This window comes from Peptococcaceae bacterium 1198_IL3148, assembly GCA_036763105.1.
Lineage (GTDB): Bacteria > Bacillota > Desulfotomaculia > Desulfotomaculales > Desulfohalotomaculaceae > JBAIYS01.
On the sequence record JBAIYS010000010.1, the window covers coordinates 72,337 to 97,048 of the forward strand.

The window sequence follows — 24,712 nt, forward strand, 5'->3', positions numbered from 1 at the left end:
AATGAAAGAAAAAGTACAAGCAGCGCTTGAGAAGCTTCGCCCGTTTTTGCAACGGGATGGTGGTGACGTGGAACTGGTGGAAGTATCTGATGATGGTATAGTTAAAGTAAAATTGCAAGGTGCCTGTCAAGGCTGACCTGGTGCCACACAGACCCTAAAAAATGGGATTGAGCGGGTGCTCAAACAAGAGGTGCCAGAAGTGAAGGAAGTAGTACAAGCTTAGAAGTAAAAAGACAGTAGCAAAAAGATGTCGGTGTCTAGTACCGACATCTTCTTTAATCCTTATCAATTTGTGGTAAGGTGTAGGCATCACTGTTGGCAAATTCCAAAAAGGCTTGGACAACTCGGTTTTGATAGCGCTTTTTTGGATAGCAAAGATATAGGTTCCTTTCCATATTCAAATCATTTATTTCTAAAACGGCAATTTCCCCCATAGATTTTTCCTTATAAATTGCCCATTTAGAAACGATGGAAACGCCTAACCCGGCTTGTACTGCGGTAACAATGGCTCCGGTGCTACCCAACTCCATTACAATGTTTAGTTCTTCCAGCGATAGACGTAGCTGAGCTAGCTTTTCCTCCAACATTTTTCTGGTGCCAGAGCCGATGGATCGCCAGATAAGTTTTTCTTTGGTTAACTCTGATAACGAAATACTTTTTTTGCCCGCCAGTGGGTGGTCTTTAGGTGTTATAACCACCAGCTCATCAGGATAAAAATTTTTTGTTTCTAGCTTCTTATTATCAGGTTTAGTGCCCACTGCTCCCAACTGTGCCGTTTCATCCAACAAATGATGAATAACGTCGTTGGAATCTGAAATTTGTAAGGATATATGGACTTCTGGATATTGTTTTTTAAATTCGCCTATTATATAGGGAAGAATATAGTGTCCCGGGATAGAACTGGCCCAAATCACCAGTTTGCCCTTTACGGTGGCACTTAAATCTCTAATTTCCCGTTCGGCTTTGTTAAGTAATCCTAAAACTTCGTTGGCGTAATGGTAAAGAATGGTGCCTGCCGGAGTTAGGGTTACTCCACGACCTCGTCTTTCAATTAGGCCTACACCAAAATACTCCTCTAAAGTGTTGATATGTTTGCTGACTGCTGGTTGGGTAATATGTATTTCTTGGGCAGCCAGTGAAAGACTTTGTTTATTGACCACCGTTACAAATGTTCTTAAAAGTGTAGTGTTCAAGCTTGTCACCTCGTGTTATATTATACGGCTAGAAGTATATCATTTCAAAGATATAAAACCAACTTTTTCTTAAAATTGTTGAAAAAGTTGGTTGTAATATCTATATCACAAAAGGCTAAGGCCTTAACAATATCGTCAGCATTTACTGTATTGTCCGCGGTAGTATGTTTTGCCCCACTTTAGTCAGGTGAGAAGTGGTTTCTAACCACACCTGTTGTAGCCGTTGATAGTCGCTGGGGGTAATGGTGGCATCCAACTGTTGTTCATAATCACGCATCGCCTTTTCCACCGCCACCACCCGGTAATGTTTTTTGCCATTGGCCAGGTAGGTATGTACCCAAGTGGGTACATAATCTACTTTAGTTATAGTTGTAATGTTGGTTGCAGGATGTTTTTCTAACTGAATGTTGACAATAACACCACTGTCAGAATACTGCCAACGCTGATTTGAGATAAAGTTGCCAAGGGAATAAATTACAAATACCTCTTTGTCTTGGCCTGCAAAATTAATACTACGTTTTTCCATTGGTTGAATAACATGGACGTGGTCGCCAAAAATGATGTCTATACCCATGGCAAACAACTGGTCAACCAATTGTTTTTGTTGTTCATTGGGGTAGCGTTGATATTCAATGCCAAAATGCAAGTACATAATTATCACATCAGACCCGGCGCTTTTCAACTGTTGAATGTCATTATTGATTTTTTCTAGATCCACCATATTAATAGCATATTCTTTGCCCGCTGGGATTGGTATGCCGTTGACGCTATCGGTGTAATTTAAAATGCCGATTTTAATTCCCTTTACATCTATTATTAACGGCACCTTTCGTTCTTCCATCGTCCGATAATTTCCCACCGGTTTTAGCCCTGCAGCCTCCAGATTATCCAATGTGGTTAATAAACCGCTAAAACCCCGGTCTAAACTGTGGTTGTTGGCGGTGGTAACCACATCTATCCCCACTGCCTTTAAATCATAGGCCAACTGTTCGGGACAGTTAAAGACCGGGTAACCGGAGTAACCGCCATTGTTTTGGCCAGCCAGACGGGTTTCTAAATTGGCTATGGTTAAATCAGGCTTTGCCAAGAGGCTTTTAACGGGATTTAACTGACTGGCAAAGTCGTATTTGCCAATATTATTATCCCAAGCCGCGTTAATAACTGGCATGTGCATTAAAAAGTCTCCTACGGCAGCCACTTCTACCACAATTGATTCGGGTTCTGGATTGACCGGGGGAGCCTCTAGAATTGGCCCTTGGCTGGGCTTAGTACAGCCGCACACAACGCTGATTAATATAGAAAAAACAATAGTTAATGTAATTAGTGTACTTCTATCTTTATTTAACATTACATTTATCCTTCCAATGTTGCTTATAAAACACACTATTCTTGTTTTTTAATTTAATTTCCTGCTCCTTTTAAATTTTAATAAACTATATAGGGATGAGACATTATATAAGCAGCTAAATGTGGTTCATATTTATACAGCCCGTTTCATTTTAGAACAATATGCTGTACTAAAAAGTTACGTTATATACGTTATAAATGTCACAAGCATTTGAAAAGTATATATTTACTGAAAATTCAAAGTTGGCACAGTAATTGCAATATTATATTGGCAAATAATTGAGGAGCAAAGCTCCTAAATAATAAAATGGTAGAAAAGGGAGGAGTTTTAAAATGGCTGTAAGCGCATATTTTATTCCCACTGTAAACTTAATGGGAGCCGGTTGTGTTAACGAAGTAGGTGACAGACTTAAGAGTTTAGGAGCTACCAAAGCCCTAATCGTTACCGATGCTGGTATTGTTAAAATGGGGATGGCTGATAAAATTAAAGGTATTATTGAGGGTGCTGGTGTTCAGGCAGTGGTCTTTGGCGGAGCTGAACCCAACCCAACTGATAATAACGTAGATGCTGGTTTTAAAGTATGGCAAGATGAAAAATGCGATGCCATTGTGTCTCTGGGCGGCGGATCTTCCCATGACTGTGCCAAAGGTGTAGGCCTATTAGCTGCTAACGGTGGTAAAATCCATGATTACGAAGGTGTAGATAAGTCAACCAATCCGATGGTTCCGCTGTTGGCTATAAATACCACTGCTGGTACTGCTTCTGAAATGACTCGTTTCTGTATCATTACCGATACCAGTCGTAAAGTAAAAATGGCCATTGTGGACTGGCGTGTAACCCCTGCCATTTCCTTCAACGACCCAGAATTAATGGCCGGTATGCCTCCTGCATTGACCGCTGCCACTGGTATGGATGCTTTAACCCACGCCATTGAAGCATATGTTTCTACTGCTGCCACTCCTTTAACTGATTCTGCTGCTCTAATGGCTATTGAATTAATTGCTAAGTGGTTACCAGCCGCTGTGGCTAATGGAACCAACATGGTAGCCCGCGAAAAAATGGCCTTTGCCCAGTTCTTAGGTGGTATGGCATTCAACAATGCTAGTCTGGGGTATGTACACGCTATGGCGCACCAATTGGGTGGTTTCTACAACCTACCACACGGTGTTTGTAACGCCATCTTGTTGCCACACGTTGAGCAGTTCAACCTGATTGCTTGCCCAGAGCGGTTCCGGGATATTGCCATCGCTTTGGGTGAAAATGTGGAGGGCTTATCGGTAAATGATGCTGCTCAAGTGGCCATTGATTCCATCAAGAGGCTGTCTGCATCAGTGGGTATCCCAGCTGGATTAGCTGAACTGGGTGTTAAGGAAGAGGATTTAGAAATTATGGCTACCAACGCTAAGAAAGATGCTTGTCAAGCCACCAACCCACGTTTGGCCACTTTACAAGAAGTTATTCAAATCTTTAAGAATGCAATGTAAGTTCCATAAATTCCAACATGGGGTGAAGGTTAATAGCCTTCACCCCATTTTTTGCCCATTTTAGTATAAAATTCACCTTGAATATCAAGAGCGAAAAAAAGGATACGCCATTTGTGTTGTAGAATATTTGCATAATTGAATTAATTTTCAGGCAGGGGGTTCCGACCCGTGAAGAACAAACTGTTAGAGATAAGCAAATTTGTAGCGCCAGAAATCATCTTTGGTTTAGGAGCTGTGGCCCAAGCAGGGGAAAGTGCTCTGCGATTGGGGGCTAAGAAAATATTTTTGGTTTCAGACGATAATGTATTGGCGGCAGGTTGGGTGGAACAGGTATTAATTCACATCAAGCAGGCTAGATTGGATTACGAAATTTGGTGTTGTCATACCTGTAATCCTAAGGATTATGAAGTGGCGGCCGGAGCCAAGGCCTATTTAGAATCGTCATGTGATGCCATCATGGCAGTGGGCGGGGGCAGTTCCATTGATGCAGCCAAAGCGATCGCTGTATTGGCCAGTAACGGTGGTAGTCTAAAGGATTTTGAAGGTGTAAACAAAATTACTAAACCGCTGCCTCCAATGATTATGATCCCGTCCACCGGTGGTTCGGGGTCGGAGGTAACGCAGTTTGCCATTATTGTGGACAGTGCCAGAAAAATAAAAATGACAATTATATCAAAATCCTTAGTGCCGGATATTGCCATTGTTGACCCGTACTTATTAAATACTTTGGATAGACATTACACCGCTTCCACTGGTATTGATGCTTTGTGTCATGGCATAGAATCTTATGTTTCGCTGGCGGCAACGCCACTTACCGATGTCCATGCTCTCTATGCCATTCAGCTGGTGTCCAATAATTTACGGGAGTCGGTGGCCTGTCGTTCAAATTTAGAAGCGAAGACAGCTATGGCTATGGCTAGTTTGCAAGCCGGTTTGGCATTTTCTAACGCTATTTTAGGTGCCACCCATGCCATGACACACCAGGTTGATGGTTTGCTAGACCAAAGTCATGGTGCAACCATTGGCATTATTATGCCCTATGTAATGAGCTATAATTTAATTGCCTGTGCCGAGAGATACGCCAAAGTGGCCGAGGCATTAGGGGTAAAAACAGAGGGGATGTCCATATGGAAGGCGGCAGAAAAGGCAATCCATTGGATTAAAAAACTGCGCCATGACATTGAGTTGCCCACTAAATTATCAGACATTGGTCTCGAAGAGCAAGTCATTCCTAAGTTAGCAGAAAATGCCTTGAAGGATGTTTGCCTGGTTACCAATCCCCGGGATACAGATCAACAGGATTTAGCTCAGTTATTTAAACGCGCATTATAAGAGGTGTTGATGTTGATAGATGAAAAACGTATAATCATAGAAAATTTAACCGGAGTAAATTCATCAAAACTTAATTACTATCTGGAATTAAAGAAACGCAATGAAGAAATTATCAAACAAAACAACCGGTTGGAAATTATTCACCAAATTATTAAAGATATCAATATTGACATGTCAATTTCTGACATTATCCATAGGACATACAGTAAATTGCCTTTGGTGTTGCCATGTGATTTTTTGGGACTGGCTCTGTTAGAAGATAAGGACTTGTTTATGAAGGCAATGGTTCCTGATAGTGCCTGTTTAAATCAACGGTTAACAGCTGACTCTTTACTTTGGCAATGTGTGCAGGAACGTAAATATAAACTTTATAATTTTTCTGACCAAAGTGTGACCATGTGTCAGCAAATATGTGGTTGCAGTGGTGGTGAAAGCAGTGACATTAATTGTTTGGTGACAATACCGCTCTTTGTCCGGCAAAAGGTGATTGGCGTATTGTCCGTTGGTTCTAAACAGTATGGTGCTTATACAGATAGTGAGTTGCGCTTCTGTCAACATTTGGCTGATCAGTTGGCTATCTGCATAGAAAATGCTCGCTTATACGACCAAGTGTTGCAAGGCAAACGGGAATGGGAAGAAACCTTTACAGCAATTAAAGACCCAATTTATTTAATAGATTTAGACCTAAATGTAATGCGCAGCAACAACAGGCTGTTACCCTTTATTAATGGCGATAAACAAGGGGACTGTGGACATAAATGTTATCAATTATTGTGGGGCATAAACCGTAAATGTGATAAGTGCTTGCTGGAAGAAGTAATAAGTACTGGCAAACCAGCTCACAGCAGAAAAAGCGTCAGCGGTTATGTACTTGATGTTTATTACTATCCAGTATTTAACGAGCAAAACGAGATCTACGCGGTGATTCATCATATTCAAGATGTAACCGAAAAAGTTAAAATGGAATCTCAGCTAATTCAGTCTGACAAGTTGGCTGCCATTGGTGAGATGGCAGCAGGGGTGGCTCACGAGCTCAATAACCCCATGACAGTAATAATTGGTACGGCACAATTATTATTGAGGGAAATGGAAAAGGAGCAACCCCACGCCAGTTATTTGAAGGATATTATTAATGGTGGTTTGCGCTGCAAACGCATTATACAAAACCTGCTTACCTTTTCGCGCCAGGAACAACAACCGATGGAACCGATAGCGGTTAATGAGCAGGTGGAAAATGTTTTGAGTCTTAGCAAATATCAAATTAACCGCAATAAAATTAGTATTGAGACAGACTTGGCTGAAAATTTGCCTCTAGTTACCGCCAATGCTCAACAATTGCAACAAGTGTTGCTTAATTTTTTGCTAAATGCCCGAGATGCATTGGATAAAATTGATAGAGAAAAATATATTAGAATTAGTACCGGGTTAAATACCACAGACCAAGGGGAGCAACAGGTTTGGCTGGCGGTGGAAGACAATGGTGAAGGAATTGCGGCAGAAAATATGAACAAAATTTTTAATCCCTTTTACACCAGCAAAGAGGTTTCCAGGGGTACTGGCTTAGGTTTGTCAGTAAGTCTGGGCATTGCCCAAGCCCATGGTGGCACCATTAAAGTTATCAGTGTTGTGGGTGAAGGTAGTACTTTTAAATTAGAGTTACCTATTGACTAAAATGCCTGACAAGGGGGAAGAACATGGAAAAGAAGCCGGGAATTTTGATTATAGATGACGAAATTGAGATAGGTGTGTTTTTTCGCCGCCTGCTGGAAAGTAAAGGTTATCAAGTGGGAGTAGCCACCACTGGGGACGAAGCCGAAACCCTATGGGAAAACCACAACTATCAAGTGGCGCTAATCGATTTGAAACTCCCGGATACAGATGGTTTGACACTTCTCAGAAATTTGAAAGCTGTCCAACCAGACTGTGAAGTAATTATTATGACTGGTTACGCTACCACCAAAACAGCAGTTAAAGCCATCCAGTTAGGGGCTTTTGATTATATAGAAAAACCCTTTGAAGATATTGCTGAGATTGAAGAATTGATAAAAAAGGTTTTGGATTATAAGAACCCCATTGGTGATAGTGAACACCGCCCCAGTTGGGCCGATACTGCCAATAGCGTGGGTCTTTGCTATGGGGAAAATGAGGAAATGCACCACTTATTAAACATCGCTGACAGAATTGCCAATAAAGATATTAACGTACTAATTAATGGTGAAACCGGTACCGGAAAAGAAGTGTTGGCGCGATTTATTCATGCTGCCAGTCGCCGGGTGGACCAAAGCTTTGTGGCGGTTAACTGCGGTGCTATGCCGGAAAATATTTTAGAAAGTCATTTGTTTGGTCACGAAAAGGGCTCCTTTACCGGTGCTAACAATTTGCATCGGGGTATTTTTGAACTGGCAAACAACGGTACATTGTTTTTGGATGAAATTGGGGAAGCCAGCTTAACGATCCAAGTTAAATTATTGCGGGTTTTAGAAACCGGTGAGTTTTATCGAGTGGGTGGAGAGAAACCTATTCGTACTAACGTAAGGTTAATCGCCGCCACCAATGTGGATCTGGAGCAGGCTGTCAAAGATAAAGTATTTAGAGAAGATTTGTTTTATCGTTTAGACGTGGTGCGTTTAGTTTTACCGCCCCTGAGGGACAGGGCAGAGGACATTCCTCATTTAGTAAACTATTATTTACAGCGGTTAGGCACTGCCGGAGAAACACAAATTTCAGCAGAGGCCATGAAATGGCTAATGGAATACCCATGGCCGGGTAACCTGCGAGAACTATTCAATACCATCAGTCAGGCGGTAGTTTTATGTGATGATCAAGTTATTTTACCTGAGCACTTGCCGCAAAAGATTATGCGCAATGGTAAAGGAGTATCAGATAACAAAGACACCGCTGCAACCACCGATATCGACACTGTTCACAGTATTAAAGAAGTGGTTAATAAATTTAGCGCCGGTGACAAGCTATCCTCCCAACAATTGCTAGATGCTTACCAACTGGTGAATCAACTAAAAAATGGCATTAAAGAGAACCTTATTAAAAGGGGGATTTCCCCAGAAACACCTGTGTCACTAAGGGACATTGAAGCCCAAGCAATAGAAGAAACCTTAGCATATTACAGAGGTAATATTAGTGCCGCTGCTAAAGCACTGGGGGTAGGCCGTAATACACTTTATCGCAAAGTAAAAGAATATAATATCGGGCAAAAATAAGGGCGCTGGGCGCCCTTGTTTTTGGGCCTATTCCCTATTTTCTTTACTATAAAATCCCAGATGGACCCGGTAAATACTGGGTATGCCTTGGGGTACAAAGGCCACTCTGTCACCTGGCTTAATAGCGTGCTTAAGGCCGAAAGCCACTCCGTTTACAAACATCGCCTCAATGTTGTCAGCTGGAATGTCCAATTGTTTAATTAAATCAGAACCAGTGATACCATTTTCTGGAATAGCAACTGTTTTGGGTATACTCCAACCTCTTTCTTTAAAAAGTTGCTGCATTTCTGCAAAGGCTCGTAACTCAATTGTAGCCACTTATGAAATCCCCCCTTGAATATGTACTTATATTCTGAATATATCATATTGCAATTTTTTCTCCAATATATATTGGCGTTTATGTCAATATTCAATTACCAGCTATGTTTCAAAATATGACAGGCGTTCCAAAACAGAGCCTAATCCCGTCCTGTTTTAGTACAAATGTTAATTATTGCTACTAATAGGATTGTTTTTTGTTGGCATGTTTTTTGCAACTTATAATTAGTAAAAATAGTTTTAATTTTGCGACAGGGGGGGGTATTTAGATTTTTTCTAATTTGTCTAAATATTACTAGCTATTGGGAGCAGGATTTGGATGAATCGTGTAGAATTTTATTACCTATAGAATAGAGAAAAAATTAAGAAGATTAGATTAAACAATTAAGGAGGGTTTAAATTGTTAAAGTTTATCAGAATTGACATGACTGCTAAAAAAGTAACCGTTGAAGAAACACCAGAGAAGTACCTAGCACTGGGTGGCCGCGCATTAACCTCTCAATTTATTTTGGATGAAGTGCCTGCCGAATGCCATCCACTGGGAGCTAAAAACAAATTAATCATTACTCCTGGATTATTGTCCGGCACCAATGCACCATCATCCGGACGGCTTTCCATTGGCGGTAAAAGCCCATTAACCGGTGGTATTAAAGAAGCCAATGCCGGTGGTATTACTTCTCAAAAAATTGCTAACTTAGGTATTAAAGCAATTGTTATTGAAGGTATGGCTGATTCGGGTACCTATATTGCCCGGGTAACTGCAGATAATGTCGAATTAATTCCTGCTGACGATTTAGCAGGTAAAGGCACTTACGAATTAACTTCTATTTTACTAGAACGCTATAATCCAAAGGCCGGTATAATTTGCATTGGCCCTGCTGGCGAAATGAAAATGCTGTCCGCCGGTATTACAAACAATGACATGGAAGGTAACTCCAGTCGTTATGCTGGTCGCGGTGGTTTAGGCGCTGTGATGGGTTCCAAAGGTTTAAAAGCTATTGTGGTTGAAGCAGACAAGACCTTTGATGCACCTGTAAAAGATAAAGAACGCTTTAAGGCTGCTGCCAAGAAGTTTGCTCAAATTCTGATTCAACACCCAGTTAGTGGAGATGGCTTACCAAAGTATGGCACCAACGTTTTGATGAATATCATTAACGAAGCTGGTGGATTACCCACTCGCAACTTCAGCACCGGTCGTTTTGACGCTGCCAACGAAGTGGGCGGTGAGAAGTTGGCTGAAGTGGCCACTGCCCGCGGCGGTAAAGCTACCCACGCTTGCCACCCTGGTTGTGTAATCCGTTGCTCTAACGTTTATCCTATGCCGGATGGTAAGGTTTGTTCTCCAATTGAATACGAAACCGCTTGGGGCTTTGGTCCTAACTTAGATATTAGTGATTTAGATGTAGTGGCTAAGCTAAACTATATTTGTAACGATGTGGGTCTGGACACCATTGAAGTTGCAGGTACTCTAGGCGTACTGATGGAAGCAGGTGCATTGCAATTTGGGGATGGCCAAGGTGCTATAACTGCTTTAGAGGAAGTCGCTAAGGGCACTCCGCTGGGTCGGATTATTGGTGCTGGCGCGGCTGTTGCTGGTAAAGTTTATGGTGTTACCAGAGTACCCACCGTTAAAGGGCAAAGCATACCTGCTTACGACCCCCGTTCGGTCCGCGGTAATGGGGTAACCTATGCCACCACCACTATGGGTGCCGACCACACTGCAGGTTATGCTGTAACCGCTAACATTCTTAAGGTCGGTGGCTTTGTAGATCCAACTAAAGATGGTGGCCAAATTGAATTGTCTCGCAATTTACAAATTGCCACCGCTGCTGTTGACGCCACTGGGCTTTGCCTATTTGTAGCCTTTGCAGTGCTAGATAACCCAGAAGGTTTGCCTACCATCGTAGAAATGCTGAACGCTCAATATGGCACTGAGCTGACAGTTGACGATGTGACAGCTTTAGGTCAACAAATTCTGAAGAATGAGCGGGAGTTTAACGCCAAGGCTGGCTTTACTAAAGCTGATGACCGGCTGCCAGAATTCTTCTACGAAGAGGAATTGGCACCACACAACACCAAGTTTGATTTAAAAGAAAAGCTGGACGAAGTGTTTAACTTCTAATTAACTAATAAATGTTATTTGCAGCATAGCTAAAAATGTTGTAAAATAAAAAGTACCAATCCGCTAGGAGGGTGAACTGTTTGCTTCTGGAAGTTAGATTGTATAGTGGATTAGAAAAATTTGTTGCAGGTGCTACTTACGGAAAGCCACTGGCGGTGGAGCTGCCGGATGGAGCCAATGTTAAAGAACTGTTAGCTAAACTAAACATTCCGGAAGTTGAGGTTTTCTCCATTCTGGCCAATGGTATTCACCGTCATTTAGAAGATGTGTTAAATGATGGCGATCGAGTAGCTTTATTCCCACCGGTTGGCGGAGGTTAAGTCAAGCAAATAATACAAGCGGGTCAAGGCACCCGCTTGTATTTTCATGTCGTTATGCATAAATAAACATAAGGGATCGACGGTTGGTGAAATAAAATGGATTGGATTTTGCAAGGAATTAAGGAAGCAATTTTATTGCTATTACATGGTGATAAAGAAGTTATCGGTATTACTTTACTAACCCTAAGGGTGTCCTGTACGGCCACTTTGATTAGCGTGTTAATTGGAGTGCCCATCGGTTACCTGTTGGCCTTTTATAATTTTCCGGGACGCAAATTTTTTGTTAGTATGGTTAACTTAGGCATGGGCTTTCCTCCAACTGTGGTTGGCTTGTGGGTATTTATTCTACTATCCAGAAATGGTCCCCTGGGGGATTGGGAGCTACTATACTCGCCGGTGGCGATTATCATCGCCCAAGCCATTATTGCTTCACCAATAGTGATGGGATTTTCGGTGGCGGCTTTTCAGCAATTAAATCCTAAAATAAGGGTGCAAATTCTTTCACTGGGCGCATCGCAGTTACAGTTAATGTTTTTATTGGTCAGAGAGGCTTGGCTGGGCTTAATGGCTGCAGTGATGGCTGGCTTCGGTGGAGTTATTTCCGAAGTGGGCGCCTCGATGATGGTGGGTGGCAATATTAGAGGAGAAACTCGTACTTTAACCACCGCCATGGTGATGGAAGTTTCCAAGGGCCAAGAAGATTTGGCCATTGCATTGAGCTTAATTCTTTTGTGTTTGGCTTATCTTGTGGTGGTGGTGTTAACAATGAACCAGCAGCGGGGGCGAACCATTCAATGAGTAAAGCAATTTTAGTAGCCAAAGAAATTACAGTGATCAGAGATAGCCGAGTAATTTTAGATGCACCAGCGGTAGAATTAAAGCAGGGCGAAGTGTTGGCCCTGATGGGACATAATGGTGCCGGCAAAAGTACGTTATTACAAGTGCTGGCATTAGTGCTAAAACCTAATCAAGGGAGATTATACTTTGATGGTGAACTGGTACAACGTAGTAATACGCTAAAAATCCGTCGAAAAATGGCGGCTGTAATGCAGCAACCATTGCTTTTAGATACTACTGTTTACAAGAACGCTGCTGTAGGTATGCAACTAAGAAAAGTACCGAAAAAGGATATTGAAAAACGAGTGCTGCCGTGGTTGGAGCGTTTGGGTGTGGCCCATTTGGCCCATCAATCGGTTCGCAACTTATCTGGTGGTGAGGCTCAGCGGGTGAGTTTAGCCAGAGCGTTGGTACTGGAACCCCAAGTGCTATTTTTGGATGAACCCTTTTCTGCATTGGACACGCCGACCAGAGAAGCATTACTGACTGATTTAAGCGCTATATTAAAAGAGAATAATATGACAGCGGTATTTGTCACCCATGATTATCGGGAAATACCCAAGTTGGCCGATAGAGTGGTGGAGTTGGAACAAGGCAAGATAATTGACAGCTTTGCCAGCAATGAAATGAAAACAAAAGTGGTTTAATTGTTAGAATTGTTAGTTAGTTGGGAGAATTATACTAAAAATATAGAAGGTGAAAATATGCTGGACGGTTACAAGCGCAACATTAGTTATTTAAGAATATCTGTCACCGATCGCTGCAACCTGCGTTGTGTTTACTGTATGCCTCCCGATGGTGTAGAGCAAATGTCTCACGATGAGGTACTAACCTTGGAGGAAACATTTCAGTTGGTTAAAGCTGCTACTTTACTTGGTATTCGCAAGGTGCGTTTAACAGGTGGAGAGCCGCTTGTCCGTCTAGGGATAGTGGATTTGGTGGAAAAAATCAACTCTTTGCCCGAGATAGATGATATTTCCATGACTACCAATGGTATTTTGTTAAAAAAGATGGGCAAAGATTTAAAAAAGGCAGGCTTAAAGCGAGTTAACATTAGCTTAGACAGTCTGCAGGCTGATACTTTTCAAGAAATTACCCGTAACGGTGATTTAAAGCAAGTTATAGCTGGTATTGAAGAAGCTTTAAGTTTGGGGCTGGAGCCAGTGAAACTGAACACAGTGGTGGTGAGGGGTGTTAATTTAGGCGAGGTGGTGGACTTTGCCCGCTGGACTAAAGAAACCCCCATACATGTGCGTTTTATAGAATTAATGCCCATTGGCACCTCTAGCCCATGGGCCGGTGAGTGCTTTGTGCCCGCCCAGGAAATTAAAGAGATAATTGAAGGCCAGTTGGGTAAAATGGATGATGAATACAAATTAACCGGCAGTGGCCCAGCCAAATACTATCGGTTGAGCAATGCTGCTGGAACCATTGGCTTTATAACAGCCATGAGCAATCATTTTTGTGCCAATTGCAATCGGTTGCGTTTGACTGCCAATGGCCAATTACGACCATGCCTATTTGATAAACGGGAAATAGATGTCAAGTCTGCTCTGCGGGCTGGTAGCAGTGATATGGAACTGGCTAAAATAATTGCCCAGGCGGTATCATTAAAACCAGATCGACACCACATGCAGCAAGGTTGGAATGATCTTAGGGTAATGTCACAAATTGGAGGTTAGCTATGTCTGAATTGACCCATTTTGATGCCAGGGGTAGGGCCCGCATGGTGGAGGTGGGCACTAAAGCTGAATCAATGCGAGAAGCGGTGGCCCGGGGCGAAGTAGTAATGAAGCCTGAAACCTTAACCATGATTGAAACAGGTGGTATGGCTAAAGGTGATGTGCTGGGGGTGGCCAGGGTTGCAGGTATTATGGCAGCCAAAGAAACACCACACTTGATACCGATGGCTCACCCCATATCAATTACCGGGGCCAATGTTAATTTTCAGTTTAAATATCCTGACACAGTGGAAATAGAGGCTAGCGTGCGGATTACCGGTAAAACCGGTGTGGAAATGGAGGCACTGACGGCTGTTAGTGTGGCGGCTTTGACTATTTATGATATGTGCAAAGCAGTGGATAAAGGAATGCTAATTGATAATATCAGGCTGGTGAAAAAGACCGGTGGTAAAAGTGGAGAATTTAACAGGGAGGGCGAACAACCATGGGAAAAATAGTGGCAGTATGTACTAGCCCTGAAAAAGGGATGCGCAAGAAAAATGTGGGCAGTGGTAATTTGGTAATAGATTTCGGCTTAGAAGGTGATGCCCATGGTGGTAAGTGGCATCGGCAGGTAAGTCTGTTGGCCATTGAAAGTATTGAAAAGATGCAGAAAATGGGCCTGGACGTCGGGCCCGGTGATTTTGCTGAAAATCTAACCACCGAGGGAATTGATTTGGTTTCACTGCCCATTGGCACCAAGGTTAAAATTGGGGATCAGGCCATTGGCGAGGTAACCCAAATTGGTAAAGAATGTCATCATGGTTGTGCCATTAGGCAACAAGCCGGTGATTGTGTTATGCCCAGAGAAGGGATCTTTATTAAAGTGCTGCAGGAAGGCAAAGTTAAAGTAGGAGATAAAATTGAACAAATAGCCGAGGATAAAAATTAGCATGTCGGTGCCAGTGGTTTCAGTTGTTGGTTGGGCCAATAGCGGCAAAACCACTTTTTTGGAAAAGCTAATTGCTGAGCTAAAAAGCCGGGGCTACAATGTTGGTATCATTAAACACCATCATGATAATGTAGAACTGGACAGGCCGGGAAAAGATACCTATCGCCATGCCCAGGCAGGGGCCGATGCGGTAATTATTGCCAGTCCCCAAAAAATTGGTGTGGTGCGAAAAACATCTGACGAATGGCCGCTAGAAAAATTGGTAGAATTATTAACTGATATGGATATCGTTATTACCGAAGGATATAAAAGAGCAGCTACTGCTAAACTAGAAATTTATCGCCAGGGTGTTTCTCCTGGCCCCGCTGCAGATGACAAACATTTGCTGGCAGTGATTAGTGATGGTGATTTAAACAGAGATGTGCCGGTATATAATTGGAATGACGCCAGAGGAGTAGCCGATTTGTTGGAAACGAAGTTGCTGAGGTGTTAACATGTCAGAGTTAAATGCAACCCAATTAGAACGCTATAAGCGCAATATTTTGTTGGCCGGTGTGGGAGAATCTGGACAGCAACAACTGTTAAAGGCCAAAGTTCTCATTGTGGGCGCTGGGGGCTTGGGATCGCCAGTGGCCTTTTATTTAGCTGCCGCCGGTGTGGGCACTTTAGGCATCATCGATGCGGACACAGTGGATAACTCTAACTTACAACGGCAAATTATTCATAATGAAAACGACTTGGGCAAAGCTAAAGTGGTGTCGGCAAAGGAAAAGCTACAGGCTTTAAACAAAGATGTGCAGGTAATTACTTATCAAGAGCGGTTGACCGAAAGTAATGCCGATGAGCGCATAACTGCTTATCAATTGGTAATAGATGCAACAGATAATTTTGCTGCTAGACAAATAATTAATAGAGCCTGCCAGCGGCAGCGGATACCTTTTATCTATGGTGGTGTACTGGCCATGCAGGGGCAAGCTATGACCTTTATACCCGGTGAAGGGCCTTGTTTTAGTTGTGTTTTTCGCCATCAACCACTGGCTAACGCCCCCACTACATCAACCGTTGGCATATTAGGTGCGGTGCCGGGAGTTATTGGTTCTCTGCAGGCCGCTGAAGCAATTAAGTTATTGTTAAATCTTGGCAAGCCAATGGTGGGCAGGCTGTTTACCATTAACCTGCTTGACATGGTCAGTGATGTGATTGAAATACTGCCTGATCCTAAATGCCCGGTATGTGGTCAAAGCCACTAATATATTTAAAAAATATCAATTTTGGCTGACAAATAATATTGTCATAAATAAATATAAGGACTATAATATTTATGATGGATAGATAAAAATATGCATTGCCCGCATGCTTTTAGCGGGTGTTTTTTGATTACCACAGGAAAGGTGGCGGTGGTGGAATAAATTAATTAATAATCATCTATTAGACGTATGACAACTAAATATTTTTTATATTCTGAGGAGGTACTAGGCATGCCAGAACAATATTATGCCACATTTGCAATAGTAGTTTTCTTAATTGTTTATGCATTAATTATGTCCGAAAAAATTCACCGGACAATCGTAGCGCTGGCGGGCGCTATTTTAGTTGTGATTGTTGGGGCAATAGACTATGAGCAAGCCATTCATCACATCGACTGGAATACCATCGGCTTATTAATTGGTATGATGATAATTGTGGGTATTACTAAAAAATCAGGGGTTTTTGAATTTTTAGCTATTTGGTCAGCCAAAAAAGCCAAGGGTGAGCCAATGGCCATTTTGGTTGCTTTGTGTACCATTACCGCTTTTGCATCAGCGTTTTTGGACAATGTTACCACGGTATTATTGATTGTGCCAGTGACATTTTCTATTACCAGAGAGTTAAAAATTAGCCCGATGCCGTTTTTAATTAGTGAAATTTTAGCTGCCAATATTGGTGGTACTGCTACGTTAATTGGTGATCCCCCTAACATTATGATTAGTGGTCCAGCGGGACTAAGTTTTATGGATTTTATTATCAATTTAGCTCCAGTGGTAATAGTGATTTATATCGCTACTATTTTGATATTGCGGGTGATTTACCGCAAAGATTTACATGCTAAAGAAGAATTAAAACAAAGAATTATGCAATTTGATGCTGCTAAGGAATTGAAAGACCGAGTGCTGATGAAAAAAGCGTTATTAGTTTTAGCCCTTACAGTTGTCGGTTTTATGCTTCATAATGTACTCCACATAGAAAACTCAGTCATTGCCTTGGCTGGTGCCACTCTGCTTTTATTAATTAGCAGAGAAGAACCGGAAGAGGCATTGCTGGCAGTGGAATGGCCATCAATTTTCTTCTTTGTGGGACTGTTTATATTAGTAGGCTCACTGCAAGAAAATGGGGTTATTGCTAAAATAGCTGAGTATGCCATTGAGGTTACCGGTGGTGACCTGCTGAAAACCGGTATGTTAATTCTTTGGTTATCGGCCATTGCATCGGCCTTTGTAGACAATATTCCCTTTGTGGCCACAATGATTCCAATGATTATTGAAATGGGACCCCAGGGTATGAACGTTATTGGTGACCTAAACCCACTGTGGTGGTCATTGGCTCTGGGTGCTTGCTTAGGTGGTAACGGCACTTTAATTGGAGCCTCTGCCAACGTTATTGTTTCCGGTATGGCAGCTAAAGAAGGTCACCCCATGAGTTTTCTGGGCTATATGAAAATAGCTTTTCCTTTAATGATTATGTCTATTGTTATCAGTACTATTTATCTATACCTATTCTACCTGAGCTAGAATTTAAATAGTAAATGGCGGGCAGCAAAACTTGTTGTCCGTTATTTCTATATTTATAGTGAAAAAAATATTGTCACCATAAGTTTGTCAGAGGTATAATAAATACTATAAGCACCTTCGTCAATTTTTTTTAGTAAGGATTGTGACTGTTGGCACATTCGTGAAATTATTGGGGGGTGATAATTGGCTAGCTATTGTTAATGGAAAAAACAATTTTGTATAAGCACATTTAAGTGGATCATCAACTGGGTATTAGCGAAGCACATTACTCTTTCATATAATTGGTCAAAATGCAAATTATAAGTTATTTTAAGCGCCTTAACTACAAGATGAAAATTCGACCCTAAAGGGGGATTGAAAATGAAAACAGTTAAGAAAAAGCATGCACGGACAATAGAAAGCCACCTAAAAAACTATAAAGCTTATAAGGTTGCAATGAAAAATTTGCAACAATCTCTAGATGAAATATTACCCAATATCACCACCAATTACACTTGGCGAGAGGGGTATAGCGGCATCTTTAAAATTGTATCCACGACTGAAAATGCAGTGTTAGACAGAGTCGCGGGATCTAAAGCTGTGTATTTAAGAGAACAGCTAAATATTTACCAGACAATTGTTAAATCAATTGATGGGGCAATGGAAGTACTAGACGATGATGAAGTTAAATTTGTTAAATGCCGTTATTTTGAAGGTTGGTCTGTGGAAAAGACCGCTCAATATTTAGGGTACAGTTCCCAAAACTGTTTTAAAATTCGCAATCAAGTAATGGATAAATTACTAATCAGCTTAAAGAATTTAAACAGTCTGGCAGTGGATTTTTAACATCATCACTGTGAGGTATGGTAGAGTTTTAGTAGAGTTTTGGTGGAGAACAATCAAGGTAAAAAGGTTTAATATGATACCATGGAAAAAGAAAAGCTCCCCGGGGGGTTTTTCTTTTTTCCTTGATAATAGTTAGTAGAGTTTTAGTAGAGTTTTGGTGGAGAACAATCAAGGTAAAAAGGTTTAATATTATATCATAGCTTAGCGTTAGAAATTTAAGCCTACATACCTCTCTTAAAACAGGAGAGGATTTTTTTAACCGCAACCTTGTGATATAAGTCGCAAATCTTACTTTATATTTCGGGAGGTAAGACGCGTGAATAAAAAAGAGCAAATCCGCCTGATTGAAGTACATCTAAGAAATTACAAAACATATTTGGTAGGCAAAAAAAATATCCAGCAATCATTGGACGAAATTCTCCCCAACATTACCACTAACTATTCTTGGCCTGAAGGTACTAATGGTTCATTTAACATCAATAGTTCAACCGAAGACGTGGTTTTAGACCGTATAACTGGCTCTCGGGCCATTTATTTGCGCGAAATGCTTAATACCTATAACACTATTATTAATTCCATAAATGATGCGGTAGATGCTCTTGATGATGATGAAAAGGACTTTATTAAATACCGGTATTTTGAAGGTTGGTCAATAGAAAAAACCGCCCAACAGTTGGGTTACAGTGAACAAAACTGTTTTAAAATTAGAATTCAAGCTTTAGATAAATTGCTAATTAGCCTTACTAACTTATTAAAAATGACAGATGAAATTTAATAGCCTTACACTCTTCATCAACTGAAGAGTGTTTTTATTTCACTATCAAGAAAGGGGGGGAGAAAAGCTTTAGCACTAATATTACTGCTAATTTTTATTTGATAGATTTTAAGCACCTTTGCCAATAGTAAAAAGCTTTGAAATTAAGGGGGAATTAAAAATGAGAAGGCTATACACAGCCCTCATGGCGGCTTCCCGATCCTATGCTAAATGGGATTACGAAAACTCCATGAGTATTATTCGTGATAGAAAAAGACTTCTATTACTGTTATTAATGGCTTTGCCAATATTACTACCAGCTTTGGCCCATGCCGCGTCGGCGTTGCCAGAAGCCCTTGGTGGTAAAACAGCTTATGCACCTTCTTTCTTTTCTGCAAAGGTTTTCTATGCTTCCATTGGTATTGGCTTATGTGCCGGTTTAATTACAGGGTGCATTGGGGCTGGTGGCGGTTTCATTATTACCCCAGCGTTAATGAGTGTAGGTGTTAAAGGGATTCTAGCAGTTGGTACTGACCAGTTCCACATCTTTGCTAAATCAATTATGGGAACTGCAGTGCACAGAAAGTTGGGTAACGTGCATGTTGGTTTAGCCCTGGCGTTTCTGTGTGGTTCCTGTATTGGGGTTACCGCTGGCGGTACGTTAAACCGGGCCCTTTATGAGTATAATCCGATACTCAGTGACTTTGCCATCAGTTTAGTTTACGTTGTGATGTTAGGTTTTCTGTCTGCATATGCCTTGGCAGACTACTTCAAGAACAAGAATGCTGAAGATGCCCATGGTGGTGGCGAACAACTTACTGGTTTGGCCAAAGGCCTACAAAAGGCTAATTTACCGCCGATGATTAAATTTGATGAGCATGTTGTTCCCGGTGGTAGAAAAATCTCTGGATGGTTCGTGGCACTTTGTGGTTCAGTGGTGGGTTTAGCTGCCTCTATCATGGGGGTAGGCGGTGGCTTTTTAACCTTCCCCATGTTTGTTTATGGCTTAGGCGTGAGCACTGGTACCACTGTTGGTACTGACATTTTACAAATTATCTTCACCGCTGGTTACAGCGCTATTTCTCAATATGCTATCTATGGCTATGTTTTTTATACCTTGGCCATGGGGATGCTGGTGGGTTCACTGGTTGGCGTTCAACTTGGTGCCCTAACAACTAAAGTGGTTTCTGGCGGTCAAATTAAAGCTTTCTACGCCGTTACTATCCTAGCAGCCTTTATTAACCGGGTTTTTGCTTTGCCTGACAAGTTGGTAAAAATGGAGTACATTAGCCTGAGTAGTAAAGTATCTAGCATGTTAAATACTGTTGGTACGGTAGTATTCTTTGGGATTATCATTTTCTTTGCGGTATGGGTGATAAGTAAATTTGTGGCCAATATCGGTAAACTGAAGGCAGCAGCTGCTAACGGTGTAGGTGGCGGCGGTGGGAAAGGAGTGAGCCAATAATGATTGTTCATAAAAAAGAATTTACTATTGGCTTAATCTTACTAGCGATCTTTGTAGCCATTTTTGCCTATATGTGGTCACCATCCTTTGATGGCAATAATGCCTTTGTATACTCAGATGATATTTTTAACGCCATTTCCAAGGACTCTAGTTATCAGATACCTGCTCTGTTAGAAAAGGCAGAAGGTCAGGTCGGTACTAAATTAGATGTAACTTTTGAAGCTGATGACGTCGAAATGGCAGATAAAATGGCTATACTGTTTCAAAAAGCCGGTGCCGATGTGACCGTTAATGGCGCTGAAGTTAATGTATCCGGTGATTTAGGGGCCATTGCTAAATCAGCCATCAATGATGCGGATGAAATGTACAAAAATAATAATATAGCCTTAGAACAAGCATATGGTTACGATGCCAAAGAAGCAATGTATTACTGGTGGAAATCCTTTGATAAAATGAACGGTTCATTGCAAAATGCAGGTGAATTTGCCACTGCTAGTTATATAACAGATGTAAAAATGAGAGCGGTGGAACCAGGATATAACTTTTTTGGTATTGAAGGCATGAGCGCTAAGGACAACGTAGGATTGATTTCATTCTTGCTAGGCTTCTATTTAGTTTACACAGTGCTATACGGATTTGCTATCTATTACCTCTTTGAAGGTGTTGGCATAATGATGACAAGCAAACACTAGTTGTGGAGAGAGGTTAGGGTGGTTTAACAGCCACCCTAACCCCAAATGGGGGTATTAATATGATGATGCCGGATATAACTGCCAAAGACATTATCCAACCATTAGATAGTTATCCTTCAATATATATTGATGACAATATTAAAAGAGCTTTGTCTAAATTGCAATTTTCACTGTGCAACAGCCATTTAAAACGGCGTAGCTTATTGGTACTGAACAGAGATGATAAAATGGTTGGTTGGATAAACCTATGGGATATTTTAGCGCTCATTCAACCCCGCAAGATAAACGACGCTGAAATAATTGATTTAGAATATATTAAAGGCTGGAACCTAGCTGGATATTCTAAATCGTCTTCCCATTATATTCGACATTTGGTTTGGTGGGTTTCTGACGATGTGTGGCCGTCTTTGGAAAAGCACTGTGAGAGAATTGCGGACATGAAAATTACCAATTTGGTGAGGCCCATTGAAGCATATGCTGTTCAATATGACACCTGCCTAAAAGAAGTGGTGGCAGTAATGTATGAAAAAAACTTATTTACATTGCCAGTGGTAGAAAAGGAAGAATTAATCGGTTTCATTAGGGCAGAGGATATTATATTAGAAACCGCTCGCATAATGATGAACCTGCCGGTTATTAAGAATGAAAAATATGCTGTTTCAGTAAAACCCCCCGTCCATTGCCCCTAAAATTGTAAGGAGTAAGGAAATGGTTAGGGGAAAAGGTAAGCACAACCTTGTAAATAATGTTAGTTTAGTGCTAAAAGAACTGGTAAGAACCTCCGGGCGGGGTGGTTCAACATTGGAAGAGTTAGCTGATTTGTGCGGTGTAAGTACTAGAAATGTTTATAGATACCTCAGGGAAATAGAAACTATGGGTTTTCAACTGCTTAGACCATCCCAAGTAAACAGCAAAAATAAAGGTAAGGGACGGTATCGGTTGAGTGCCCAAGTGCTTCAGATATGCCAAACCGATATGGAGTTGGTGATGTTAATTAATTTTTATTCCCATATGGAAAAACAGTACCGTGAGCACCTTAACCTGATAAATGAAGTGTTTATAAGATATTTAGCGGGAAAAAATGGTTTGATATTGCCCATAAATTGGAAATAATAAAAAATTTAAGACAGGGTTTTAACCCTGTCTTAAATACTTATCTGTCTTCGTCTAGCAAATATAATCTATTATCCTCCAGCTGGTACATTAAGGGCGCCACTAATATTTTAGGATATCTATCGCGCAACCTTTTGGTTTCAGTTTGTAAAAAATCTAGTTCGTTGCAAATTTCGTAATGGGGTGCAAAATGTTTATAGTGATCTACTGCTGCTTGGTATTCCCAACCAGCCGCCACCAGTCCATTGACAAATTTTTCTTCCTTGGCAGCCAAATTAACCATGCCACAGTAGTTGTGACCTATTAAGGCAATGGCCTTTACCCCACCGACGGCCACCGCATATGAAACGCAAAATTCTAAGTTGCGCAGGTTGCCGCCACCACTTCTGAGAACATAGGCAAAGTTTTCGGGGATGCGTAAGCTTTTACGGTTATCCATACACATTCCAACAACAATTTTGGCATGATCTACTTTTTCAAAAGGTTTGTTAAGGTTCTGGTATTCTAATAATTCAGCTATAGGCGTATTTTGATATTTACTGTAAATATCTGACTTGTTATTAACACTAATAAGTGTTGTCATTTCAGCATCCGCCTTTCGTTATTTAGTAAGCTAGGGCGTTATCTCTATCTTAGCTGTAAAGGCCCTTTGGTATACCTGAATTAAGGTAGTAGGGCCGGGATACCCAATAACGGCCAGATTGTTAGGGCAAATAACCCAATCATCGCCACCGCAATAATGGTAAATGGAATACCCGTAGTAAAGAATTCTCCAGTGGTGAACTGCTTAGATTGATAAGCAATGGCGTTTGGCGCTGCTCCCACCAGCAACATGTATGGCAGAGCTGCTGCGGCTAAAGAAGCGTATAAAATCAGGTATGGGTTAACCCCTAGATATCCAGCCACAACCAGTGCCACTGGCAAGGTAATGGAAATGGCAGCCACGTTCATAATAAAGTTGGTAAGCACAATGATTAAGCAGGCAATTCCCAGTAGAAATACTAACCAATGGGTATCGTTAAACATAGCTAACCAGTGAACGGCCATCCATTGGGCAGCCCCGGTTTCCCAAAGGCAGAGACCAATACTCATGGCACCACCAAATAACAGTACAATGTTCCAAGGCACACCTTTCTCGAGATCTTCTACTGTAAATGTCTTAGTTAAGAAGAGCAGGATAATGGCAATGAGAATGGGCACAGTTCTGCCAATAGCTGCTAACGCAGGGATAAAACTCTGTAAAGCTAGGACAACGACCACTGTTAACGCTAAAATTGCAACAAAGATTTCCTGTTTAGATAAAGGACCCATTTGAGAATAAACTTCTTTTGCCTTTTCCTTCAATCCAGGAATATTTTTCTTTTCTGGTTTACAAAAAATAAATGCCAGCAATAACCAGGTGATTAGAGTCATGACGATACCAAAAGGACCCATAGCTATTGTCACTTCCAAGAAAGAGACGTAGTTACCGGTAAACTCTTGGAAGAAACCAGCAGCCACTGCGGTGCGGGCGGCCCCTAACATGGTAATCATACTACCGGCACCAGCAGCATAGGCCATACCAATAAACATTGCTCTACCAAATTTACTTGGTTTTTCGTCCTCATCATACATTTTGAGGATAACCATCATTAACGGGAACATGGTGGCTGCCACCGCAGTGTGAGCCATGATTAAAGTTAGCCCGATGGTGACTAGGAATACACCAAGTAAAATCTTTCTAGAATCTTCGCCAACAACCGTTAGCATTTTAAAAGCCATGCGGTTGGTTAAGCCAACTTTAGTAAAGGCTAGGCCCAGCATTAATGAACCCAAAATAAAGAGTACCGATGTATCTGCAAAGTTACCGAAGGCCTGTTCCGCCGGACGAATTAAAAAAACAGCCTGGGCGACACCGATTAAAAGACTGGTGACACCAATTGGTATTACTTCAAAAACCCACCAAATACCAGCCAATAAAAACAGTCCAATGGCTAACTGTCCTTCCCTGGATAATTCAAAGCTGTTACCCATGGGGTCCACTGCTGGCGTTAGTGATGGCATAAAGTAAAATAATGCAAATGCTCCTAAACCAGCTAATATTGCGGCTATTCTAGTGATGTTAATTTTCTTTTTAGGGTTAACATTGGTGGCAACATCAACTGTTGCCTGAGCAGCATTACTCATACTCATTTAAGATCCCTCTTTTCCCATTAATTGGTAAAGTTTTAAAGGTACGAGGCTAATCAGTTAATTATTAAGTATGTAGCAAATTTGATTGTTCCAAAAGGTGCAAGTTATGACAGTGTGACAGGTTAAATGTGTTTAGAC

General features: G+C 41.4%; 26 protein-coding genes. 21 read left to right on the plus strand and 5 right to left on the minus strand.

What is annotated here, in order from left to right:
- Position 1: 1 nt before the first annotated feature.
- On the plus strand, positions 2–223 hold the full coding sequence (locus V6C27_10480) for a NifU family protein (GenBank protein ID MEG6616840.1): 222 nt from the start codon (positions 2–4) through the stop codon (positions 221–223).
- A gap of 52 nt (positions 224–275) precedes the next feature.
- Here V6C27_10480 and V6C27_10485 read toward each other — a convergent pair whose 3' ends face one another.
- Together V6C27_10485 and V6C27_10490 are read right to left on the minus strand one after the other, a co-directional pair.
- Positions 276–1,193, minus strand: coding sequence for a selenium metabolism-associated LysR family transcriptional regulator (locus V6C27_10485; GenBank protein ID MEG6616841.1), 918 nt, complete (start codon positions 1,191–1,193; stop codon positions 276–278).
- 142 nt (positions 1,194–1,335) lie between these two features.
- Positions 1,336–2,541 (minus strand): CapA family protein, encoded by a 1,206-nt coding sequence (locus tag V6C27_10490; GenBank protein ID MEG6616842.1) that lies wholly within the window; start codon positions 2,539–2,541, stop codon positions 1,336–1,338.
- A gap of 332 nt (positions 2,542–2,873) precedes the next feature.
- Here V6C27_10490 and V6C27_10495 point away from each other — a divergent pair, with 332 nt between their 5' ends.
- From V6C27_10495 to V6C27_10510, 4 genes are all read left to right on the plus strand, one after another.
- Positions 2,874–4,025 (plus strand): iron-containing alcohol dehydrogenase, encoded by a 1,152-nt coding sequence (locus V6C27_10495; GenBank protein MEG6616843.1) that lies wholly within the window; start codon positions 2,874–2,876, stop codon positions 4,023–4,025.
- Between the two features lie 168 nt (positions 4,026–4,193).
- Entirely contained in the window at positions 4,194–5,357 is a 1,164-nt protein-coding gene (locus V6C27_10500) for an iron-containing alcohol dehydrogenase (GenBank protein MEG6616844.1), read from the plus strand.
- A 9-nt stretch (positions 5,358–5,366) separates the two neighbouring features.
- Entirely contained in the window at positions 5,367–7,028 is a 1,662-nt protein-coding gene (locus tag V6C27_10505) for an ATP-binding protein (protein ID MEG6616845.1), read from the plus strand.
- Between the two features lie 23 nt (positions 7,029–7,051).
- Positions 7,052–8,575 carry a sigma-54 dependent transcriptional regulator gene (locus tag V6C27_10510; GenBank protein MEG6616846.1) on the plus strand — a complete coding sequence of 508 codons (1,524 nt, stop codon included), beginning with the start codon at positions 7,052–7,054 and terminating at the stop codon, positions 8,573–8,575.
- A 27-nt stretch (positions 8,576–8,602) separates the two neighbouring features.
- On the opposite strand, the gene V6C27_10515 is transcribed toward V6C27_10510, so the two are convergent.
- A complete protein-coding gene (locus V6C27_10515; protein MEG6616847.1) occupies positions 8,603–8,893 on the minus strand; it encodes a MoaD/ThiS family protein in 291 nt (96 codons plus the stop codon).
- Positions 8,894–9,293: 400 nt separating this feature from the next.
- On the opposite strand from V6C27_10515, the gene V6C27_10520 reads away from it, so the two are divergent.
- The 16 genes from V6C27_10520 to V6C27_10595 all read left to right on the plus strand — a co-directional run bounded on the left by V6C27_10520 (position 9,294) and on the right by V6C27_10595 (position 22,402).
- A complete protein-coding gene (locus V6C27_10520; GenBank protein MEG6616848.1) occupies positions 9,294–11,015 on the plus strand; it encodes an aldehyde ferredoxin oxidoreductase C-terminal domain-containing protein in 1,722 nt (573 codons plus the stop codon).
- Between the two features lie 71 nt (positions 11,016–11,086).
- Positions 11,087–11,335 (plus strand): MoaD/ThiS family protein, encoded by a 249-nt coding sequence (locus V6C27_10525; protein ID MEG6616849.1) that lies wholly within the window; start codon positions 11,087–11,089, stop codon positions 11,333–11,335.
- 96 nt (positions 11,336–11,431) lie between these two features.
- The gene (locus V6C27_10530; GenBank protein MEG6616850.1) at positions 11,432–12,133 is read left to right on the plus strand and encodes an ABC transporter permease; all 702 of its coding nucleotides are present in this window, start codon (positions 11,432–11,434) and stop codon (positions 12,131–12,133) included.
- Positions 12,130–12,819 carry an ATP-binding cassette domain-containing protein gene (locus tag V6C27_10535; protein MEG6616851.1) on the plus strand — a complete coding sequence of 230 codons (690 nt, stop codon included), beginning with the start codon at positions 12,130–12,132 and terminating at the stop codon, positions 12,817–12,819. The genes V6C27_10530 and V6C27_10535 overlap by 4 nt, the downstream gene beginning before the upstream one ends.
- Positions 12,820–12,876: 57 nt before the next feature.
- Entirely contained in the window at positions 12,877–13,854 is a 978-nt protein-coding gene (moaA, locus tag V6C27_10540; GenBank protein MEG6616852.1) for a GTP 3',8-cyclase MoaA, read from the plus strand.
- Between the two features lie 2 nt (positions 13,855–13,856).
- Positions 13,857–14,351: a cyclic pyranopterin monophosphate synthase MoaC gene (gene moaC, locus V6C27_10545; GenBank protein MEG6616853.1), complete on the plus strand. Its 495-nt coding sequence runs from the start codon at positions 13,857–13,859 to the stop codon at positions 14,349–14,351.
- On the plus strand, positions 14,339–14,785 hold the full coding sequence (locus V6C27_10550) for an MOSC domain-containing protein (protein ID MEG6616854.1): 447 nt from the start codon (positions 14,339–14,341) through the stop codon (positions 14,783–14,785). Before moaC ends, V6C27_10550 begins: the two co-directional genes overlap by 13 nt.
- A 1-nt stretch (position 14,786) precedes the next feature.
- Positions 14,787–15,278, plus strand: coding sequence for a molybdopterin-guanine dinucleotide biosynthesis protein B (mobB, locus tag V6C27_10555; GenBank protein ID MEG6616855.1), 492 nt, complete (start codon positions 14,787–14,789; stop codon positions 15,276–15,278).
- Position 15,279: 1 nt separating this feature from the next.
- Complete coding sequence (locus V6C27_10560; GenBank protein MEG6616856.1) at positions 15,280–16,035, plus strand: HesA/MoeB/ThiF family protein; 756 nt, start codon at positions 15,280–15,282, stop codon at positions 16,033–16,035.
- Between the two features lie 228 nt (positions 16,036–16,263).
- Positions 16,264–17,553, plus strand: a complete 1,290-nt coding sequence (locus V6C27_10565; protein ID MEG6616857.1) for an ArsB/NhaD family transporter — start codon at positions 16,264–16,266, stop codon at positions 17,551–17,553.
- A gap of 360 nt (positions 17,554–17,913) precedes the next feature.
- Entirely contained in the window at positions 17,914–18,378 is a 465-nt protein-coding gene (locus V6C27_10570) for a hypothetical protein (GenBank protein MEG6616858.1), read from the plus strand.
- Between the two features lie 316 nt (positions 18,379–18,694).
- On the plus strand, positions 18,695–19,153 hold the full coding sequence (locus V6C27_10575) for a sigma factor-like helix-turn-helix DNA-binding protein (GenBank protein ID MEG6616859.1): 459 nt from the start codon (positions 18,695–18,697) through the stop codon (positions 19,151–19,153).
- Positions 19,154–19,313: 160 nt separating this feature from the next.
- On the plus strand, positions 19,314–20,597 hold the full coding sequence (locus tag V6C27_10580; GenBank protein ID MEG6616860.1) for a sulfite exporter TauE/SafE family protein: 1,284 nt from the start codon (positions 19,314–19,316) through the stop codon (positions 20,595–20,597).
- Complete coding sequence (locus V6C27_10585) at positions 20,597–21,289, plus strand: hypothetical protein (protein ID MEG6616861.1); 693 nt, start codon at positions 20,597–20,599, stop codon at positions 21,287–21,289. The genes V6C27_10580 and V6C27_10585 overlap by 1 nt, the downstream gene beginning before the upstream one ends.
- Before the next feature lie 59 nt (positions 21,290–21,348).
- The gene (locus V6C27_10590) at positions 21,349–21,978 is read left to right on the plus strand and encodes a CBS domain-containing protein (protein ID MEG6616862.1); all 630 of its coding nucleotides are present in this window, start codon (positions 21,349–21,351) and stop codon (positions 21,976–21,978) included.
- A 19-nt stretch (positions 21,979–21,997) separates the two neighbouring features.
- Entirely contained in the window at positions 21,998–22,402 is a 405-nt protein-coding gene (locus V6C27_10595) for a hypothetical protein (protein MEG6616863.1), read from the plus strand.
- A gap of 40 nt (positions 22,403–22,442) precedes the next feature.
- Here the strand turns inward: V6C27_10595 and V6C27_10600 are convergent, their stop codons facing one another.
- Positions 22,443–22,985 carry a carbonic anhydrase gene (locus V6C27_10600; protein ID MEG6616864.1) on the minus strand — a complete coding sequence of 181 codons (543 nt, stop codon included), beginning with the start codon at positions 22,983–22,985 and terminating at the stop codon, positions 22,443–22,445.
- An 80-nt stretch (positions 22,986–23,065) separates the two neighbouring features.
- The gene (locus V6C27_10605; GenBank protein MEG6616865.1) at positions 23,066–24,568 is read right to left on the minus strand and encodes an SLC13 family permease; all 1,503 of its coding nucleotides are present in this window, start codon (positions 24,566–24,568) and stop codon (positions 23,066–23,068) included.
- Positions 24,569–24,712: the final 144 nt, after the last annotated feature.

Coding starts and splice junctions, on each gene's coding strand:
- V6C27_10535 (MEG6616851.1), top strand. CDS start 12,130: ATGAGTAAAGCAATTTTAGTAGCCAAAGAAATTACAGTGATCAGAGAT.
- V6C27_10570 (MEG6616858.1), top strand. CDS start 17,914: ATGAAAACAGTTAAGAAAAAGCATGCACGGACAATAGAAAGCCACCTA.
- V6C27_10595 (MEG6616863.1), top strand. CDS start 21,998: ATGGTTAGGGGAAAAGGTAAGCACAACCTTGTAAATAATGTTAGTTTA.
- V6C27_10585 (MEG6616861.1), top strand. CDS start 20,597: ATGATTGTTCATAAAAAAGAATTTACTATTGGCTTAATCTTACTAGCG.
- V6C27_10510 (MEG6616846.1), top strand. CDS start 7,052: ATGGAAAAGAAGCCGGGAATTTTGATTATAGATGACGAAATTGAGATA.
- V6C27_10565 (MEG6616857.1), top strand. CDS start 16,264: ATGCCAGAACAATATTATGCCACATTTGCAATAGTAGTTTTCTTAATT.
- V6C27_10530 (MEG6616850.1), top strand. CDS start 11,432: ATGGATTGGATTTTGCAAGGAATTAAGGAAGCAATTTTATTGCTATTA.
- V6C27_10505 (MEG6616845.1), top strand. CDS start 5,367: ATGTTGATAGATGAAAAACGTATAATCATAGAAAATTTAACCGGAGTA.
- V6C27_10490 (MEG6616842.1), bottom strand. CDS start 2,541: ATGTTAAATAAAGATAGAAGTACACTAATTACATTAACTATTGTTTTT.
- V6C27_10550 (MEG6616854.1), top strand. CDS start 14,339: ATGGGAAAAATAGTGGCAGTATGTACTAGCCCTGAAAAAGGGATGCGC.
- moaA (MEG6616852.1), top strand. CDS start 12,877: ATGCTGGACGGTTACAAGCGCAACATTAGTTATTTAAGAATATCTGTC.
- V6C27_10600 (MEG6616864.1), bottom strand. CDS start 22,985: ATGACAACACTTATTAGTGTTAATAACAAGTCAGATATTTACAGTAAA.
- V6C27_10580 (MEG6616860.1), top strand. CDS start 19,314: ATGAGAAGGCTATACACAGCCCTCATGGCGGCTTCCCGATCCTATGCT.
- moaC (MEG6616853.1), top strand. CDS start 13,857: ATGTCTGAATTGACCCATTTTGATGCCAGGGGTAGGGCCCGCATGGTG.
- V6C27_10605 (MEG6616865.1), bottom strand. CDS start 24,568: ATGAGTAATGCTGCTCAGGCAACAGTTGATGTTGCCACCAATGTTAAC.
- V6C27_10495 (MEG6616843.1), top strand. CDS start 2,874: ATGGCTGTAAGCGCATATTTTATTCCCACTGTAAACTTAATGGGAGCC.
- V6C27_10590 (MEG6616862.1), top strand. CDS start 21,349: ATGATGATGCCGGATATAACTGCCAAAGACATTATCCAACCATTAGAT.
- mobB (MEG6616855.1), top strand. CDS start 14,787: ATGTCGGTGCCAGTGGTTTCAGTTGTTGGTTGGGCCAATAGCGGCAAA.
- V6C27_10560 (MEG6616856.1), top strand. CDS start 15,280: ATGTCAGAGTTAAATGCAACCCAATTAGAACGCTATAAGCGCAATATT.